Raw genomic sequence first — 15,711 nt, forward strand, 5'->3', positions numbered from 1 at the left:
CGACATGCCCGCCGCTCCCACCGTCAGTCCCTCCGCCAACGCGACCTACGCGCAGCGCATCGCCTTCGTCTCCGACATCGCCGGGCGACTGCACACCTACGGCACCACCGCGCAGCGGCTGGAGGCGGCGGTGGTGGCGCTGGCGCAGCAGTTGGACCTGGACTGCGAACCCTGGTCCAACCCGACCGGGCTGATCCTCAGCTTCAGCGACCCGACCAAGGCAATCGGCTCCAGCGACATCACCCGCGTGGTGCGGCTGGCGCCCGGCGACAACGACCTGCACAAGCTCAGCGTCGCCGACCGCATCGCCGACGACGTGGCCAGCGGGCGCATGAGCGTGGCCCAGGGCCACACCGCGCTGCGCCAGCTGGACCAGCCGCCGGGGCGGCGCTGGATGGCGATGCAGGTGCTCGGCTTCGGTCTGGCCGCGGCCGGCGTGGCCGGGTTGTGGCGGCTGCCGTGGCTGGACATCGCCACCGCCAGCGCCATCGGCCTGCTGATCGGCGTGCTCACCCAGCTCACCGACAAGCGCCCGGCCACCAAGGAAGCCAACGATGCGCTGGCGGCGTTGCTGGCCGGTTTCGTCGCGACCCTGGTGGCCAGTTTCGTGGCGCCGCTGAATCTCAATACGGTGATCATCGCCTCGCTGGTGGTGCTGCTGCCGGGTATGGCGCTGACCAATGCGGTCAACGAACTCACCAGCCAGCACTGGGTCTCGGGCACGGCGCGCTTCGCCGGCGCGGTCACCACCATCGTCAAGCTGACCGTCGGCGCGGTGATCGCGGTGACCCTGGCGCAACTGCTGGGCCTGGAGCCGATGGTGCGGGCATCGCGGCCGCAGCACGGCTGGGTGGAATGGGCCTCGCTGCTGGTGGCCGCCTACGCGTTCGCCCTGCTGTTCAAGGCCAGCCTGCGCGATTATCCGTTCGTGATGGCGGCATCGGTGGCCGGCTACGCGATCGCGCGCTTCGCCGGCGACGCATGGGGCAGCCCGGTCGGCATCTTCCTGTCGGCGATGGTATTGACCGCGGCCGGCAATCTGTTCGGACGCATCGTGCACCGGCCGGGCGCGCTGGTCCGGTTGCCGGGCATCATCATGCTGGTGCCCGGGAGTGCCAGCTTGCGCGGGCTGTTGACCCTGGTCCAGCAGCAGGACGTGCTCGGCGGGCAATCGGCGCTGCTGACGGTGACCAATATCGTGATGGCGCTGGTCGCCGGCCTGCTGTTCGGCAATCTGTTGGTGCCGGCGCGCAAGAATCTTTGAATGCGGCAATAAAAAACGCCGGCATGCGCCGGCGTTTCGACTGCGGTTGCCGTGGCGGATCAGGCCTTCGGCGCAGCGCTCTTGCTGGCCTTCTTGGCGACGCGCTTGACCGCCTTCTTGGCGGTCTTCTTGGCCGGCGCGGCGGATTTGGCGGCGCCGCCGGCGATCAGGAAATCGTCGACCTTCTTGCCCTTGGCGACCAGATCGGCCAGCCAGCGCGGCTGCTTGCCGCGGCCGGTCCAGGTTTCGGCGGCATTGGCGGGGTTGCGGTATTTCGGCGGAACCTTGCCCAGTTTGCGGCCCGGCTTCGGACCCGGCTTGCCGGCCTTGCGGCCGCGCGCGGCGGGAGCGCCGCCGAAGACTTCCTCGATGCTGTAGCCGTGGCTCTTGGCCAGGCGCGCCAGCTGGGTGCGGACCTTGGCGATGGGAGTGCGCTTGGCGACGATGGACTGCTGCTTCTTGGCGGTCTTGATGAGGGCGCCCAACTGCTTGGCCGACAGGCCACTGAGATCGATGGTCATCTTTACTCCGGAAAATGGGTGGTGGCTTCCGCCATTCCCTGGCCAGCGCAGGATCATAATGATGCTTTATCGGATTGACAAATACCCTGCTTAATTCGCGGCGGGTATTTTCGGTCGCAATGCCGTGGGAATATGTCCTTATGGATCCCTGGCGGCCGTAATCAATTGAAAACAGACCGCTCTGGTTTCCCTCATAAGGCGTGACGGCCGCGTAAAGAAAAAGGGCCGGGATATCCTCCCGGCCCCTTTCGTCACGCCTGCAGGCGTGCCAGCAAGGCGGTTCGATCCAGGTGTTCGGCATCGCCGCCGCTGCGCGCGCGATATTCGAAGGTGCCGGCGGCCAGGCCCCGCTCCGAGACCACCACCCGGTGCGGAACGCCGATCAATTCGATATCGGCGAACATCGCGCCGGGGCGCAGGCCGCGGTCGTCCAGCACGGCATCCAGCCCGGTTTGCTGCAGCTCCGACAGCAATGCCTCGCCGGCGGCGTCGACCGCCGGATCGCGCTTGGGATTGATCACGCACACCGCCACCGTCCACGGCGCCATCGGCTGCGGCCAGCGGATGCCGGCGTCGTCGTGGTTCTGCTCGATCGCCGCAGCGACGATGCGGGAAATGCCGATGCCGTAGCAGCCCATCGCCAGCGTCACGGTCTTGCCGTTCTCGTCCACCACGGTGGCGTCCAGCGCCTGCGCGTACTGGCGGCCGAGCTGGAACACATGGCCGACCTCGATACCGCGGGCCAGGCGGATCTCGCCGCCGTCGTGGGCGCGCTCGCCCTCGACCACGTTGCGCAGGTCGGCGACGGCGTCCGGTTCCGGCAGGTCGCGGCCCCAGTTGACCCCTGCCAGGTGGAAGCCGCGTTCGTTGGCGCCGACGACGAAGTCGGCCAGCGCCGCCACGTCGCGATCGGCGACCACGCGGATCGGCTGGCGCGGGCCCAGCGGGCCGAGGAAGCCCGGCTCGCTGCCCAGATGCGCGAGGATCTCGGCCTCGCTGGCCATGCGGTAGCCGGCCAGGCCGGCGACCTTGCCCAGCTTGATCTCGTTGACCGTGTGATCGCCGCGCACCAGCGCCAGCACGAAGGTCTCGCCGGCCATCACGGCGACCGACTTGACCGTGCGCTGCAGCGGCAGGCCGAGCAGCTCGGCCACCGCCTCGCAGGTCTTCTGGGTGGGCGTGGCGACCTTGCGCAGCTCCTCGCCGGCAGCCGGGCGCGGGGCCGGTGCCGCGGCGACGGCGGCTTCGACGTTGGCCGCGTAGTCCGAGCCGGTGGAGAACGCCAGCGAATCCTCGCCGGAGGCGGCCAGCACGTGGAATTCCTGCGAGGCGTCGCCGCCGATGTCGCCGGAATCGGCCTGCACCGCGCGGAACTGCAGCCCCAGGCGGGTGAAGATGCGGGTGTAGGCCGCCTTCATGTTCTCGTACTCGCGCGCCAGGTCCTCGTCGCTGATGTGGAACGAGTAGGCGTCCTTCATCAGGAACTCGCGCGCGCGCATCACCCCGAAGCGCGGGCGGATCTCGTCGCGGAACTTGGTCTGGATCTGGTAGAAGTTGACCGGCAACTGCTTGTAGCTGCTCAGCTCCTGCCGCGCGAAATCGGCGGCGGCCTCTTCGGCGGTCGGGCTGTAGCAGTAGTCCTGTTCCTTGCGGTCCTGCATGCGCAGCATCAGCCCGCCGAACTTGCTCCAGCGCCCGGTGGCGTCCCACAGCTCGCGCGGCTGGATGGTCGGGAACAGCACTTCCACCGCACCGGCGCGGTTCATTTCCTCGCGCACCACCGCTTCCACCTTGCGCAGCACGCGCAGGCCCAGCGGCGACCAGGTGTACAGGCCGGAGGCGAGCTTGCGGATCATGCCCGCGCGCAGCATCAGCTGGTGGCTGACCAGTTCGGCGTCGGCCGGGGTTTCCTTGGTGGTGTGCAGGTGGAACTGGGAAAGGCGCATCGAGGGGCTTCGCAGACGGCGGGTCGCCCATTTTGCCAGTCATTGCCGGCGCTGCGGGCATCGCCCGCGGCCGGCCGCGCGTGTTCGGGGCGCGTTCGGCTTACTTGGCGGGTGCGGCGGCCGGGGTGCAGTAGGCCTTGATCGCGGCCTCGGCCAGGGCCTTCTGCGCGCCGCGCTGGGATTCGTCCAGTTCTCCGTCCGGCTTGCCGTCGCCATCGCTGTCGGTGGTGATCTTGCCGGGCTTGTCGAGGATGTCCAGGTTCTTGCGCGCGGTCAGGCACTTGGCGTTCTCGGCCGGGGCCGCCTCGGGCGTCTCGGTCGGGGCATCGCCACGGGTGTCGACCTTGCGCACCTGGTACTTGCCGCCGGGGGGCGGGGTCTCGGCATAGTGGGTGACGCCCTGCGCGTCCTTCCATTGGTACAGGGTGGTGGCGCCGAGCATGCCGCTGACGGCGAGCAGGGGCAGGCAGCAAAACCGGGGCAGGGCGCGCATCTCGGTCTCCAGGGCGCGGCGGGAGCGCCGATTGCAGCACCCGCCGACGGGCCTGGCAAGTCGATTAGACTGGCGGGATGGACCCATCCCGACCGCCCCCCCGTTCGCGCACCATCTACCTGCTGCCGAACCTGTTCACCACCGCCGGCCTGTTCTCCGGTTTCTACGCCATCATCGCCGCCGCCAACGGCCAGTTCGTGCACGCCAGCGTGGCGGTGTTCGTGGCTGCGGTGATGGACGGGCTGGACGGGCGCGTGGCGCGGCTGACCGGCACCAGCAGCGAATTCGGCGTGCAGTACGACTCGCTGGCCGACCTGGTCAGCTTCGGCATGGCGCCGGCGCTGGTGATGTACCACTGGTCGCTGTCGGCGCTGAAGTTCGACGGCAGCATGCTGGGCCGGGTCGGCTGGTCGGCGGCGTTCCTGTACGCGGCCTGCGCCGCGCTGCGCCTGGCCCGCTTCAACACCCAGGTCGGCACGGTCGACAAGCGCTGGTTCGTGGGCCTGGCCAGCCCGGCCGCGGCCGGGCTGATGATGGCCTTCGTGTGGTCCTTCGCCGACGGCTCGCTGGGCTGGGACGGCGAACAGCTGCGCTACGTGGCGCTGGGTCTGACCGTGACCGCGGCGCTGCTGATGGTCAGCCGCATCCGCTTCTGGAGCTTCAAGGGCAGTGGCGAGAAGGGGCCGCGGACCGACCGGGTGCCGTTCCTGATGCTGGTGCTGGCGCCGATCGTGCTGGCGGTGCTGGTCATCGACCTGGCGCGGGCGCTGCTGGCGATCGGCGTGCTGTACGCGCTGTCCGGCCCTTGCCTGTGGCTGTGGCGGCGCTGGCGCAAGGTGCCGGACGCGGCATGAGCGAGCCCGCGTCCATGCATGTGCCGTTGTGGTCGGCCGAACAGGTCGGCTGGCTGCAGGCGTTGGGCTACACCGTGTATGTGGATGCCGCGGCCGTGGTCGAGCCCGAGCCCGTCCCGTCGCCGGCGACCGAGCCGGCGACGCCGGTGCAGCGCGCGCCATCGGCATCGGCGCCGCCGCGTGGCGGCCATGCCGCCGACATGCCGGCCGGCGACGCACCGGAGCGGCGTCGCGCACCTGCGCCCCCGGCACCGGCGGTGCAGCCGGACGCGCCGCGTGCGGCGCCCGCGGCAGGTGCGCGCCGGGTCGGGCTGCGCCTGCCCGACCGCCTGCAGATCGCCCTGCTGCGCGCCTCCGGCCTCAATCCCAACGATCCGGCCACGCAGGCGCTGATGGCAACCTGGCCGCTGGACGAGCTGCGCGGCAATGCGGCGGCCAAGCGCGCGCTGTGGCCGCAGTTGCGCGCGCTGCGCAAGCGGGCGCCGCGATGAGCGCACTGGGGTCGGCATCGGCGCCCACGGCCACGCTGCGCGCCTTGCGCGAGGCCGATCTGGACGCGGTGATGGAGATCGAGCGCCGCGCCTATCCGTTCCCCTGGACCCGCGGCATCTTCCGCGACTGCCTGCAGGCCGGTTATCCGGGCTGGGTGCTGGTGGAGGAGGGCACGATCGTCGGCTACGGCGTGATCAGCGTCGCCGCCGACGAAGCGCACATCCTCAACGTCTGCGTGGCGCCCGAGCGGCAGTCGCGCGGCTACGGCCGGCTGCTGCTGCGCGCGCTGATCAAGTACGGTGTCGATCTCGGCGCGCGCCGGGTGTTCCTGGAAGTACGGCCGTCCAATCCCAATGCGATCGCGCTGTACCACAGCGAAGGCTTCAACGAGATCGGCCGCCGCCCGCGCTACTACCCGGCCGCGAACGGCCGCGAGGACGCGCTGGTGATGGCGATCGAGCTGTTCTTCGACGGCATGTCCTGAGCTCCTGCGCGTCCGCCGCGGGCGGCGTGCGGTTTCGTTCGAGTGCTGCCGCCTGGATGCGGAAGGCGGTGGCGCAAGCGCCGGTGTAGGTGATACCGGCCTACTCCCGGCCGGCGCGACGGCGCTGTGCCGCATGCGTCCCCCAACCTGATCCTGGCGATGCCGCTGCAGGCGGTCGGCGGTGGTGCCGGCAGTGTTCGTTGTGGCAATCGCAGCTGCGTGCTGCGTGCTGCGTGTCGATGGGCGAGGCCCGGCGGCCGCCACCTGCCGTTTGCGGCTTTCGGTGTTTTTGCGCTGTCGCAGGCGGCTTCCGCAATGTCGCCTTCTGTCGGCGGGACAGCGTTGTTGTCCCGCAGCGATGGTGCCGCGTCGCCCTGGCGCGCGCGGGCGATTCGTGCGACGTGGTTCACACATTGTGCGGTTGGATCGCGCGTTTCTCCAACGCCTCTTTACACGTGCCACGCGCTGCCTACAGTGCGCGCCTCTTCGGCGCCTGCCTCCCACGAAGGCATGACCCGCAGTTGTCCGAGGGGACAGCGATCGCGCAGGCGTCGCCGTGCATTCCGTTGCTGCGGAACGCGCGCGCCTGCGTCCAAACCACGCACGCTCACGAGGTTTCCAGGATGACCACGCAGTCCCTCATCGCTTCATCGCCACGCTCGTCGCTGCGCACGTTCGGCCTGGCCCTGTGCCTGGCCGGCCTGGCCGGCGCCGCCCATGCCGACGCCAGCCTGGAGGTCGCCAGCACCGGCTGGGCCACGCAGAACGGCGGCACCAAGGGCGGTTCCAAGGCCGCCGCGGCCGACGTCTACAGCGTCAGCACCGCGGCACAGCTGAAGGCCGCGCTGAAGGCCAGTGCCGGCAGCAACGGCCGCATCATCAAGGTCAACGGCATCATCGACATCAGCGAAGGCACGCCGTACAGCACCACCGCGGACATGAAGAGCCGCGCGCGCCTGGATGTGCCCACCAAGACCACGCTGATCGGCGTCGGCAGCAACGCCGAGATCCGCGAGGGCTACTTCTACGTCAAGGCCAACGACGTGATCGTGCGCAACCTGACCATCGAGAATCCATGGGATCCGCAACCGGTGTGGGATCCGAACGACGGCAGCGCCGGCAACTGGAACTCCGAATACGACGGCATGACCATCGAGGGCGCCAGCAACGTGTGGGTGGACCACGTGACCTTCACCGACGGCCGCCGCACCGACGACCAGAACGGCACCGCCAACGGCCGCCCCAAGCAGCACCACGACGGCGCGCTGGACATCAAGAAAGGCGCCAACTACGTCACCGTGTCGTACTCGGTGTTCAAGTCGCACGAGAAGAACAACCTGATCGGCTCCAGCGACAGCGCCTCCAGCACCGACAGCGGCAAGCTCAAGGTGACCATCCACAACACCCTGTTCGAGAACATCTCCGCGCGCGCGCCGCGGGTGCGCTTCGGCCAGGTGCACCTGTACAACAACTACCACGTGGGCAGCACCAGCAATTCGGTGTATCCGTTCTCCTATGCGCACGGCGTCGGCAAGGAATCGAAGATCTTCTCCGAGAACAACGTCTTCGACATCAGCGGCGTGAGCAGCTGCGACAAGATCGCGGCCGACTACGGCGGCAGCGTCTACCGCGATTTCGGCTCGCTGCTCAACGGCCAGGCGCTGACCTGCTCGTGGAACAACAACATCGGCTGGACCCCGCCGTACACCTATTCGCTGTTGCCGGCGAACAAGGTGGCGGCAGACGTCAAGGCCAAGGCCGGCGCCGGGAAGCTCTGAGGGATCGCTACGCCGCCGCCTGGAAGGCCGGGCGGCGGGGTGCGTGTTGCGCGGAATGCCAGTGCTCGGGCGAAGAGCCGCTTTTAACGTTGGCCGCGCTCGTCGCAGGTGCGTTGTGGGAGCCACCTGAGGGAGCGACTTCAGTCGCGACGAGCGAAGTGCAGATCGCCACCGGCTTCGATAGCGGTCTGGGCTAAGTCCTTCCACCAGTGCACCAAACAACTCGCCGAGAATTTCTGTGGGAACGACTCCAGAGCGGATCCAATAACGACGGAGACCCGCTGCAGGAGCGGCTTCGGCCACGACAGACAGCATTGCTTGCCGTCTGATGGTGCAGCGCGTCGGGACTGAAGTCCCTCCCACATCGCGCATTCGTCAGACGCGCGATACTGCATGATGATGCCTCCGCCACCGCCGTGATGGGCGGAGGCGGCCCAATCGCTCGCGCTACAGCTTGGCGCGCTGCGCGCGCAGGCCGTCGAGCTGTGCGCTCCAGTCGGCCAGGCGCTGGCGTTCCTGCTCGATCACCGCGGCCGGCACCTTGTCGGTGAACTTGCCCAGCTTGGCCTCGCTCTTGTCCTTCTCCGCGGCGACGCGGGCGATTTCCTTGTCCAGGCGCAGGCGTTCGGCATCCAGGTCGACCAGGCCTTCCAGCGGCACCAGCAGCGTCAGTTCGCCGACGATCGCGGTGGCCGCGGCCGGCGACGGCGCGCCGTCGTCCAGCCACTGGATGGACTCCAGCTTGAGCAGGAAGCGCAGCTGCGCGGCGAAACGTTCGATTCGCGCGCGGTCTTCTGCCTGGCCACCCTGCAGCAGCAGCGGCACCTGCCGCGACGGCGCCACCTGCAGTTCGCTGCGCACGCGGCGCAGCGCCGACACCATCGCCTTCAGCCATTCCACGTCGGCCGCGGCGCCGGCGTAGGCGGCCACGTCCATCGCCGCCGCCTCCGGGTACGGCTGCAGCGAAATGGTCGGCGCGGCGATGCCCAGGCGCGGCGCCACCTGCTGCCACAGTTCCTCGGTGAGGAACGGGGTCAGCGGGTGCAGCAGGCGCAGCAGGGTTTCCAGCACGTGCAGCAGGGTGTGGCGGGTGCTGTCGGCGGCGGCCGCATCGTCGCCGCTCAGCGCCGGCTTGGCCAGTTCCAGGAACCAGTCGCAGAACTCGTTCCAGGCGAATTCGTACAGGCACTGCGCCAGCAGGTCGAAACGGTACGCGGCGAACTGCGCCTGCGCCTCGGCCGTGACCGCCTGCAACCGCAGCAGGATCCACTTCTCGGCATCGGTGGCCGGTGCAAGCGAGGCTGAACCGGCATTCGAAGCGGTGTCCGCGTGGTTCGCCACCTGGGCGCGTGGCGACGCGTTCGTGATGGTCGCTGCGTCCACATCTTCCTGGCGCGTGTTCATCAGCACGAACCGGCTGGCATTCCACAGCTTGTTGCAGAAGTTCTTGTAGCCCTCGGCGCGGCCCAGGTCGAACTTGATCTCGCGGCCGTGGCCGGCCAGCGCGGCGATGGTGAAGCGCAGCGCGTCGGCGCCGTGGGCGATGATGCCGTTCGGGAATTCCTTGCGGGTGGCCTTCTCGATCTTGGGGGCGTCCTGCGGCTTCATCAGTCCGGTGGTGCGCTTGGCGACCAGGGCCTCGATGTCGATGCCGTCGATGATGTCCAGCGGATCGAGCACGTTGCCCTTGGACTTGGACATCTTCTGGCCTTGCCCGTCGCGGATCAGGCCGGTGATGTAGACGTGGCGGAACGGCACCTTGCCGGTGAAGCTGTCGGTGGCCATGATCATGCGCGCCACCCAGAAGAAGATGATGTCGAAGCCGGTGACCAGCACGCTCGACGGCAGGTAGCGGTCGAAGCCGCGCTCGGCCATCGCCTGCGGATCCGGCCAGCCCATGGTCGAGAACGGCCACAGCTGCGAGGAGAACCAGGTTTCCAGCACGTCGCTGTCCTGGTGCAGGGCGACGTCGGCGCCGAGGCCGGCCTTGGCACGCGCGTCGGCCTCGTCGCGGCCGACGTAGTACTTGCCCGTGTCGTCGAACCAGGCCGGAATGCGATGGCCCCACCACAGCTGGCGGCTGATGCACCAGTCCTGGATGTTCTCCATCCAGTGGCGGTAGGTGTTGATCCAGTTCGGCGGCACGAACTGGATCTGCCCGGACTCGACCAGCTCCAGGCCACGCTTGGCCAGCGCGTCCATCTTCACGAACCACTGGTCGGTGAGGTACGGCTCGATCACCTGGCCGGTGCGGTCGCCGCGCGGCACCTGCAGCTTGTGCGGCTTGGTCTCGACCAGGATGCCGAGGTCTTCGAGGTCGGCCAGCACGGCCTTGCGTGCGTCGAAGCGGTCCAGACCGCGGTACTTGGCTGGAATACGTTCGGGGCTGAAGAGGTCATCGGGGATGAGCACGCCGCTACCGGACGGATCGTTTTTCGACAGCTCGGCGCTGATTTCTGCATGGCTCTCTGGTGCACCGATGATCTTTGCGTCCTTGGTCAGGATGTTGATCATCGGCAACCCATGCCGCACGCCGACCTGGTAGTCGTTGAAGTCGTGCGCCGGGGTGACCTTGACCACGCCGGTGCCGAACGCGCGGTCGACGTAATCGTCGCCGATCACCGGCACGCGGCGGCCGGTCAGCGGCAGCGTCACCGTCTTGCCGATCAGGTGCGCATAGCGCGCATCCTCCGGGTGCACCATCACCGCGGTATCGCCGAGCAGGGTTTCCGGGCGGGTGGTGGCGACCACCAGGTAGTCGCGGGTCTCGCGCAGGGTCTCGTTGCCGTCGGCATCGTGCTCGACGTGTTCGTAGCTGGCGCCGTCGTCCAGCGTGTAGGCGATCGACCACAGGAAGCCGTCTTCCTCGACGTTCTCCACCTCCAGGTCGGAGATCGCGGTCTTCAGCACCGGATCCCAGTTGACCAGACGCTGGCCGCGGTAGATCAGGCCCTGTTCGTGCCAGCGCACGAAGGCCTCGATCACCGCCGCCGACGGCTGCGGATCCATGGTGAAGGTGCTGCGCGACCAGTCGGCCGAGGTGCCGAGGCGGCGCATCTGCCGCTCGATGGTGTCGCCGGAATGCTGCTTCCACTCCCAGACCTTGGCGATGAAGCCGTCGCGGCCCAGCGAATCGCGGGTCTCGCCCTTGCCTTCCAGGGTCAGGTTGCGCGACACCACCATCTCGGTGGCGATGCCGGCGTGGTCGCTGCCGACCTGCCACAGCGTGTCGAAGCCGCGCATGCGGTGGTAGCGCACCAGCGCATCCATCAGCGTCTGCTGGAAGGCGTGGCCCATGTGCAGCGTGCCGGTCACGTTCGGCGGCGGCAGCAGCACGGTGTACGGCGTGCCTTTCCCGGACGGCGCGAAGTAACCGGACGCTTCCCATTGCGCGTACAGGCGCGATTCGAAGGAGGTGGGATCGTAGCTGGAGGCGAGGGTGGTCATGGGCTGGGAATCGGGAATCGGGAATGGGGAATCGATGGAGCGCAGAGCAGGGGCCGCCTCAATGCGGCGCTTGGAGAAACGATTCCCGATTCTCCATTCCCGATTCTCCGCTTCATCACATATCGTGCTTGCTGACCGCGTAGCCCTGGGCCTTGTACTGCTTCCAGCGCTCGCGCAGCGGGTCGCGCGCGGATGGGTCGGCCGGCACCACTTCGAGGACGCGGTCGCAGGCGCCCAGGTAGGGCGCATCGCGCAGGTTGATCACCAGCGGCCGCTGCGGCGCGTCGACGCCGGGCGGGACGATCAGCACCTGCGCCTCTTCCTCGTCGGCATCGGCGTCGGCGATCTGGTGCGGGATGTAGGCGTCGGCATCGAACGCCCACAACAGCTCGTCCAGTTCCTCGGCCTGGGCCATGTCGCGGGCCAGCACCAGCGTCCACAGGTTGGCGTCGTTGGCCTTGCGCGCCAGCTCGCACACCAGCCGCAGCGGTTCGTTGAGGAACCGCGGCTTGGCGATCAGGTAGAAGTCGGCGCGCATCAGGACTGGGAGTGGGGAATGGGGAATAGGGAATGGGAACAGCGGGTGGCGGCGCGTGCGCCGCCTCCGGTTGGGTCAGACAGGGCGCTTTTCACGATTCCCGATTCCCGGTTCTCAATTCCCGGCCGCAACGCGGTCGAGCAACCACTGCGACAGCAGCCCCACCGGGCGGCCGGTGGCCATGCCGCGCTTGCCTTCGTCGCTGGCGACGCCGGCGATGTCCAGGTGCGCCCAGCGCTGGCCTTCGGTGAAGCGCGACAGGAAGCAGCCGGCGGTGATCGCGCCGGCCCAGCGGCCGCCGATGTTGTAGACGTCGGCGAAGCTGGAATCCAGCAGGCCCTGGTACTCGTCCCACAGCGGCAGGCGCCAGGCGCGGTCGAACACGTGCTCGCCAGCGGCCAGCAGTTCGGCGGCCAGGTCGTCGTGCTTGCTCATCAGGCCGGCGGTCTGGTGGCCGAGGGCGACCATGCAGGCGCCGGTGAGGGTGGCCACGTCGATCAGCGCCGCCGGTTTGAAGCGTTCGGCGTAGGTCAGCGCATCGCACAGGATCAGGCGGCCCTCGGCGTCGGTGTTGCCGACCTCGATGGTCTTGCCGGACATGCTGGTGATCACGTCCGACGGGCGATAGGCGTTGCCGTCGATCGCGTTCTCCACCGCCGGCACCACCACCACCAGGTTCAGCGGCAGGCGCGCGGTCGCGGCGGCGACGAAGGTGCCGATGACGTTGGCGCCGCCGCACATGTCGTACTTCATCTCCTCGATGCCGCCCTGGGTCTTCAGGTTGACGCCGCCGGTGTCGAAGGTGATGCCCTTGCCGACCAGCACGTAGGGCTGGGCGTCGCCGCCGCCATGCCACTTCAGCACCAGCAGCCGCGGGCGGTTGGCCGAGCCGCGCGCCACCGCCAGCAGCGAGCCCATGCCCAGTTCCTGCATCTGCGTCTCGTCGAGGATCTCGGCCTCGGCGCCGTCCACGCCCCGGGCGAAGGCGGCGGCGGTCTCGGCCAGGTAGGCCGGGGTGCACAGGTTCGGCGGCAGGTTGCCCAGTTCGCGGGCGAATTTCACGCCGGCGGCGATCGCCTCGCCCTGGGCCAGCGCGTCGGTGTCGTCGCCGTGCACGGCCAGGCGGGCGAGGCCGCTGTCGTCGGGCTTCTTCTTGCCGAGGGTGGCGGTGTAGCGGTAGCAGGCGTGGTCGCTGGCGATCACCGCCTGGCGGATCGCCCAGGCCTGGTCGCGGCCCTTGACCTCCAGCTCGCTCAGGGTGAGCAGGGCGCTGGCCGCCGGCCCGCTCTTGAGGGCGCGCGCGGCGTCGCCGACCGCCTTCAGGTACTGCGGCACGCCGAACTTGGCGGCGTCGCCCAGGCCCACCGTCAGCACGCGCGGCGCCTGCACGCCGGGCAGGTCGTGGAGCAGGGCGGTGGCGCCGGTCTTGCCGCTGACGTCGCCGCGCTCGGCCAGCGCGGTCAGGCGTCCGCCGCTGGCCGCGTCCAGGGCCTGGGCGGCCGGGGACAGGCGCTTGTCGGCGAACACGCCGACGACGATGCAGTCGAACGCCGCGGTGGCCGGGGCGTCGTGGTTCAGGGTGAATTCCAGGGCCATTGATCAGATTCCGTTGGCAAATCCGTACAATCGCGGACTCTTTACCCCCAGTCGGATAGGCTGGGGCAGCCGCGAACGAATCCGAGAGTTTAAATCAACCCACCCCCATGCCGAAGCTCGATCGATACCTGCTGCGCGATTTCGTCCAGAGCTTCTCGGCCACCCTGATCGTGCTGCTGGTGGTCAGCGTCGGTGGTGTGCTGGTGGATATCCTGGGCAACATCGCCGATGGCCGCATCCCGGCCAAGTTGTTGTTTTCACAGCTGGGCCTGCAGTTCGTGGTGTATCTGCCGCTGATCCTGCCGCTGGCGCTGATGCTGGGCCTGCTGCTGGCGCTGGCGCGGCTGTACCGCGACTCGGAAATGGCGGTGATCACCGCCATCGGCGTGGGTCCGCAGCGCCTGCTGCGGCCGATCCTGATGCTGGTGATCCCGGTGGTGACCCTGGTCGGCATGTGCTCGCTGTGGCTGGGCCCCTGGGCCGACCGTACCTCCGACCGGCTGATCGACGAGGCCAACCACAGCCTGCTGATGGCCGGGCTGGAGGCCGGGCGCTTCACCACGCTGTCCGACGGCGGCATCGTCTACATCAGCACCCTGTCCGGGGACGGCACCAAGCTCAGCAAGGTGTTCATGCAGCGGCAGAAGGACGGCCGCCTGGACGTGGTCACCGCGCAGCGCGGCGCCATGTTCTTCGAGGGCAAGGCCGACCGCTACCTGCGCCTGGAGGACGGCTACCGGGTCGAGGGACCGCTGGCCGGCGACGGGCTGGACTACCGGATGATGCGCTTCGTCAGCAACGACGTGGCGCTGCCCGACCGCAACGCCGCGCGCAAGGACGATGACCCCGAATTGCTGCCCACCGCCAAGCTGATCGGCGATCCGCGCCCGCAGGCCAACGCGCAACTGCATGCGCGCCTGGCGCCGCCGCTGCTGGCGCTGGCCTTCGCGCTGCTGACCCTGCCGCTGTCGCGCAGTTCGCCGCGGCAGCAGCGCTACGGCCGGATCATGCTGGCGTTCCTGGCCTACCTGGTCGGCACCAACCTGATGTTCCTCGGCACCCAGTGGCTGAGCACCGAGAAGCTGCCGCGCGCGCTCGGCCTGTGGTGGCTGACGCTGCCGTTGCTGGCCTTGTCTGTCTGGATGTACCTGCGCGATGGCCGGCTGTCGCGGCCGCGGAGGCAGCCGGCATGAGGCTGCGCCCGAACCTGCACGATGTGTACGTGGGCCGCGCCGTGCTCGGCACGGTACTGCTGACCTGGGCGGTGCTGCTGGGCCTGGACGTGATCATGGCCCTGTCCAACGAGTTCAAGGTCATCGGCACCGGCAGCTACAGCCTGGGTCATGCCGCCGCGTTCGTGGCCTACACGGTGCCGCGCCGCGCCTACACCCTGTTCCCCACCGGCGCGGTGATCGGCGTGCTGATGGGCCTGGGTCAGCTTGCGGCCACCTCCGAACTGACCGCGCTGCGTGCGCTGGGTCTGTCGCGGCGCCGGCTGAGCCTGGCGGCGGCCTCGACCATGGCAGTGCTGACCGTGGTCATGGTGGTCAACGGCGAGACCCTGGCGCCATGGGCGCAGAACCAGGCCGACGCGATCAAGGCCAACGCCAAGTACAACGGCGACATGAGCATGGCGCGCTATTCCGGGCTGTGGGCGCGCGAGGGCAACACCTTCCTCAATGCCCAGGCCGGCGAAGAGCACCTGGAGGACGGCGGCGGCACCTGGCTGGAGCTGCGCGACGTGCGCCTGTACACGCTGGACGAGAGCGGCCGGCTGGCGTCGCTGACCCATGCCGCCATCGCCGAGCACCGGCACAACGGCTGGACGCTCAAGCAGGCCTACCGCGACACCTTCGCCGAACGCTCGGTGCAGCGCGAGAAGTTCGAAAGCCTGCCGTGGCAATCGCAGTTGGATGCGGCGGCGCTGGCCTCGGGCCTGGCCAAGCCGCGCAACCTGTCGGCGCGCGACCTGCACACCAGCATCGAGTACCGCCGCCGCAATGGCCTGGATGCGCGCGACTACGAGGATCAGTACTGGAGCCGCTGGTTCTATCCGCTGAATGTGCTGGCGCTGTGCTTTGCCGCGATCCCGTTCGCGTTCGGCGCGCTGCGCAGCGGCGGCATGGGCAAGCGCCTGTTCCTGGGCATCCTGTTCGCCCTGGTGTTCTGGCTGCTGCAGCTGTTCTTCGGACGCATGGCCGGCGCCCTGAAGTTCGACTACCGCATCGCCTACGCCTTGCCGCCGCTGGTGATGCTCACCGTGTCCTGGTTGCTGTTCCGCAAACGCAGCAGTTAGCG

13 protein-coding genes are annotated in these 15,711 nt (G+C 68.8%); 7 read left to right on the forward strand and 6 right to left on the reverse strand.

The genetic code is table 11. The annotated features are described in order from the left end of the window. Window positions 1-4 precede the first annotated feature (4 nt). Window positions 5-1,264: a threonine/serine exporter ThrE family protein gene (locus ACHWVH_RS04130; RefSeq protein WP_017907457.1), complete on the forward strand. Its 1,260-nt coding sequence runs from the start codon at window positions 5-7 to the stop codon at window positions 1,262-1,264. Window positions 1,265-1,323: 59 nt separating this feature from the next. Here ACHWVH_RS04130 and ACHWVH_RS04135 read toward each other — a convergent pair whose 3' ends face one another. The 3 genes from ACHWVH_RS04135 to ACHWVH_RS04145 all read right to left on the reverse strand — a co-directional run bounded on the left by ACHWVH_RS04135 (window position 1,324) and on the right by ACHWVH_RS04145 (window position 4,224). After that, window positions 1,324-1,785 (reverse strand): H-NS family nucleoid-associated regulatory protein, encoded by a 462-nt coding sequence (locus ACHWVH_RS04135; protein WP_017907458.1) that lies wholly within the window; start codon window positions 1,783-1,785, stop codon window positions 1,324-1,326. A 251-nt stretch (window positions 1,786-2,036) separates the two neighbouring features. Then, window positions 2,037-3,731, reverse strand: coding sequence for a proline--tRNA ligase (locus tag ACHWVH_RS04140; protein WP_043093279.1), 1,695 nt, complete (start codon window positions 3,729-3,731; stop codon window positions 2,037-2,039). Between the two features lie 100 nt (window positions 3,732-3,831). Beyond that, entirely contained in the window at window positions 3,832-4,224 is a 393-nt protein-coding gene (locus ACHWVH_RS04145) for a DUF4124 domain-containing protein (RefSeq protein WP_148828843.1), read from the reverse strand. 77 nt (window positions 4,225-4,301) lie between these two features. Between ACHWVH_RS04145 and pssA the strand changes: the two genes are divergently transcribed. The 4 genes from pssA to ACHWVH_RS04165 all read left to right on the forward strand — a co-directional run bounded on the left by pssA (window position 4,302) and on the right by ACHWVH_RS04165 (window position 7,832). Then, complete coding sequence (gene pssA / locus ACHWVH_RS04150; RefSeq protein ID WP_017913906.1) at window positions 4,302-5,078, forward strand: CDP-diacylglycerol--serine O-phosphatidyltransferase; 777 nt, start codon at window positions 4,302-4,304, stop codon at window positions 5,076-5,078. Between the two features lie 14 nt (window positions 5,079-5,092). After that, window positions 5,093-5,569, forward strand: a complete 477-nt coding sequence (locus tag ACHWVH_RS04155; protein ID WP_295909348.1) for a hypothetical protein — start codon at window positions 5,093-5,095, stop codon at window positions 5,567-5,569. After that, window positions 5,566-6,054: a ribosomal protein S18-alanine N-acetyltransferase gene (rimI, locus tag ACHWVH_RS04160; RefSeq protein ID WP_017907927.1), complete on the forward strand. Its 489-nt coding sequence runs from the start codon at window positions 5,566-5,568 to the stop codon at window positions 6,052-6,054. Before ACHWVH_RS04155 ends, rimI begins: the two co-directional genes overlap by 4 nt. Before the next feature lie 623 nt (window positions 6,055-6,677). Then, window positions 6,678-7,832: a pectate lyase gene (locus tag ACHWVH_RS04165; protein ID WP_320739644.1), complete on the forward strand. Its 1,155-nt coding sequence runs from the start codon at window positions 6,678-6,680 to the stop codon at window positions 7,830-7,832. Window positions 7,833-8,279: 447 nt separating this feature from the next. Here ACHWVH_RS04165 and ACHWVH_RS04170 read toward each other — a convergent pair whose 3' ends face one another. The 3 genes from ACHWVH_RS04170 to ACHWVH_RS04180 all read right to left on the reverse strand — a co-directional run bounded on the left by ACHWVH_RS04170 (window position 8,280) and on the right by ACHWVH_RS04180 (window position 13,413). Beyond that, window positions 8,280-11,279 carry a valine--tRNA ligase gene (locus tag ACHWVH_RS04170; protein ID WP_394686718.1) on the reverse strand — a complete coding sequence of 1,000 codons (3,000 nt, stop codon included), beginning with the start codon at window positions 11,277-11,279 and terminating at the stop codon, window positions 8,280-8,282. A 115-nt stretch (window positions 11,280-11,394) separates the two neighbouring features. Continuing rightward, window positions 11,395-11,820: a DNA polymerase III subunit chi gene (locus tag ACHWVH_RS04175; RefSeq protein WP_026144777.1), complete on the reverse strand. Its 426-nt coding sequence runs from the start codon at window positions 11,818-11,820 to the stop codon at window positions 11,395-11,397. Window positions 11,821-11,931: 111 nt separating this feature from the next. Further along, window positions 11,932-13,413 (reverse strand): leucyl aminopeptidase, encoded by a 1,482-nt coding sequence (locus tag ACHWVH_RS04180; RefSeq protein ID WP_017916643.1) that lies wholly within the window; start codon window positions 13,411-13,413, stop codon window positions 11,932-11,934. Between the two features lie 107 nt (window positions 13,414-13,520). Here ACHWVH_RS04180 and lptF point away from each other — a divergent pair, with 107 nt between their 5' ends. Further along, a complete protein-coding gene (gene lptF / locus ACHWVH_RS04185; protein ID WP_295926527.1) occupies window positions 13,521-14,606 on the forward strand; it encodes an LPS export ABC transporter permease LptF in 1,086 nt (361 codons plus the stop codon). Further along, complete coding sequence (lptG, locus tag ACHWVH_RS04190; RefSeq protein WP_017913040.1) at window positions 14,603-15,709, forward strand: LPS export ABC transporter permease LptG; 1,107 nt, start codon at window positions 14,603-14,605, stop codon at window positions 15,707-15,709. The genes lptF and lptG overlap by 4 nt, the downstream gene beginning before the upstream one ends. The last annotated feature ends 2 nt before the right edge of the window (window positions 15,710-15,711 follow it).

The sequence above is a fragment of the uncultured Xanthomonas sp. genome (assembly GCF_964278005.1).
GTDB lineage: Bacteria > Pseudomonadota > Gammaproteobacteria > Xanthomonadales > Xanthomonadaceae > Xanthomonas_A > Xanthomonas_A sontii.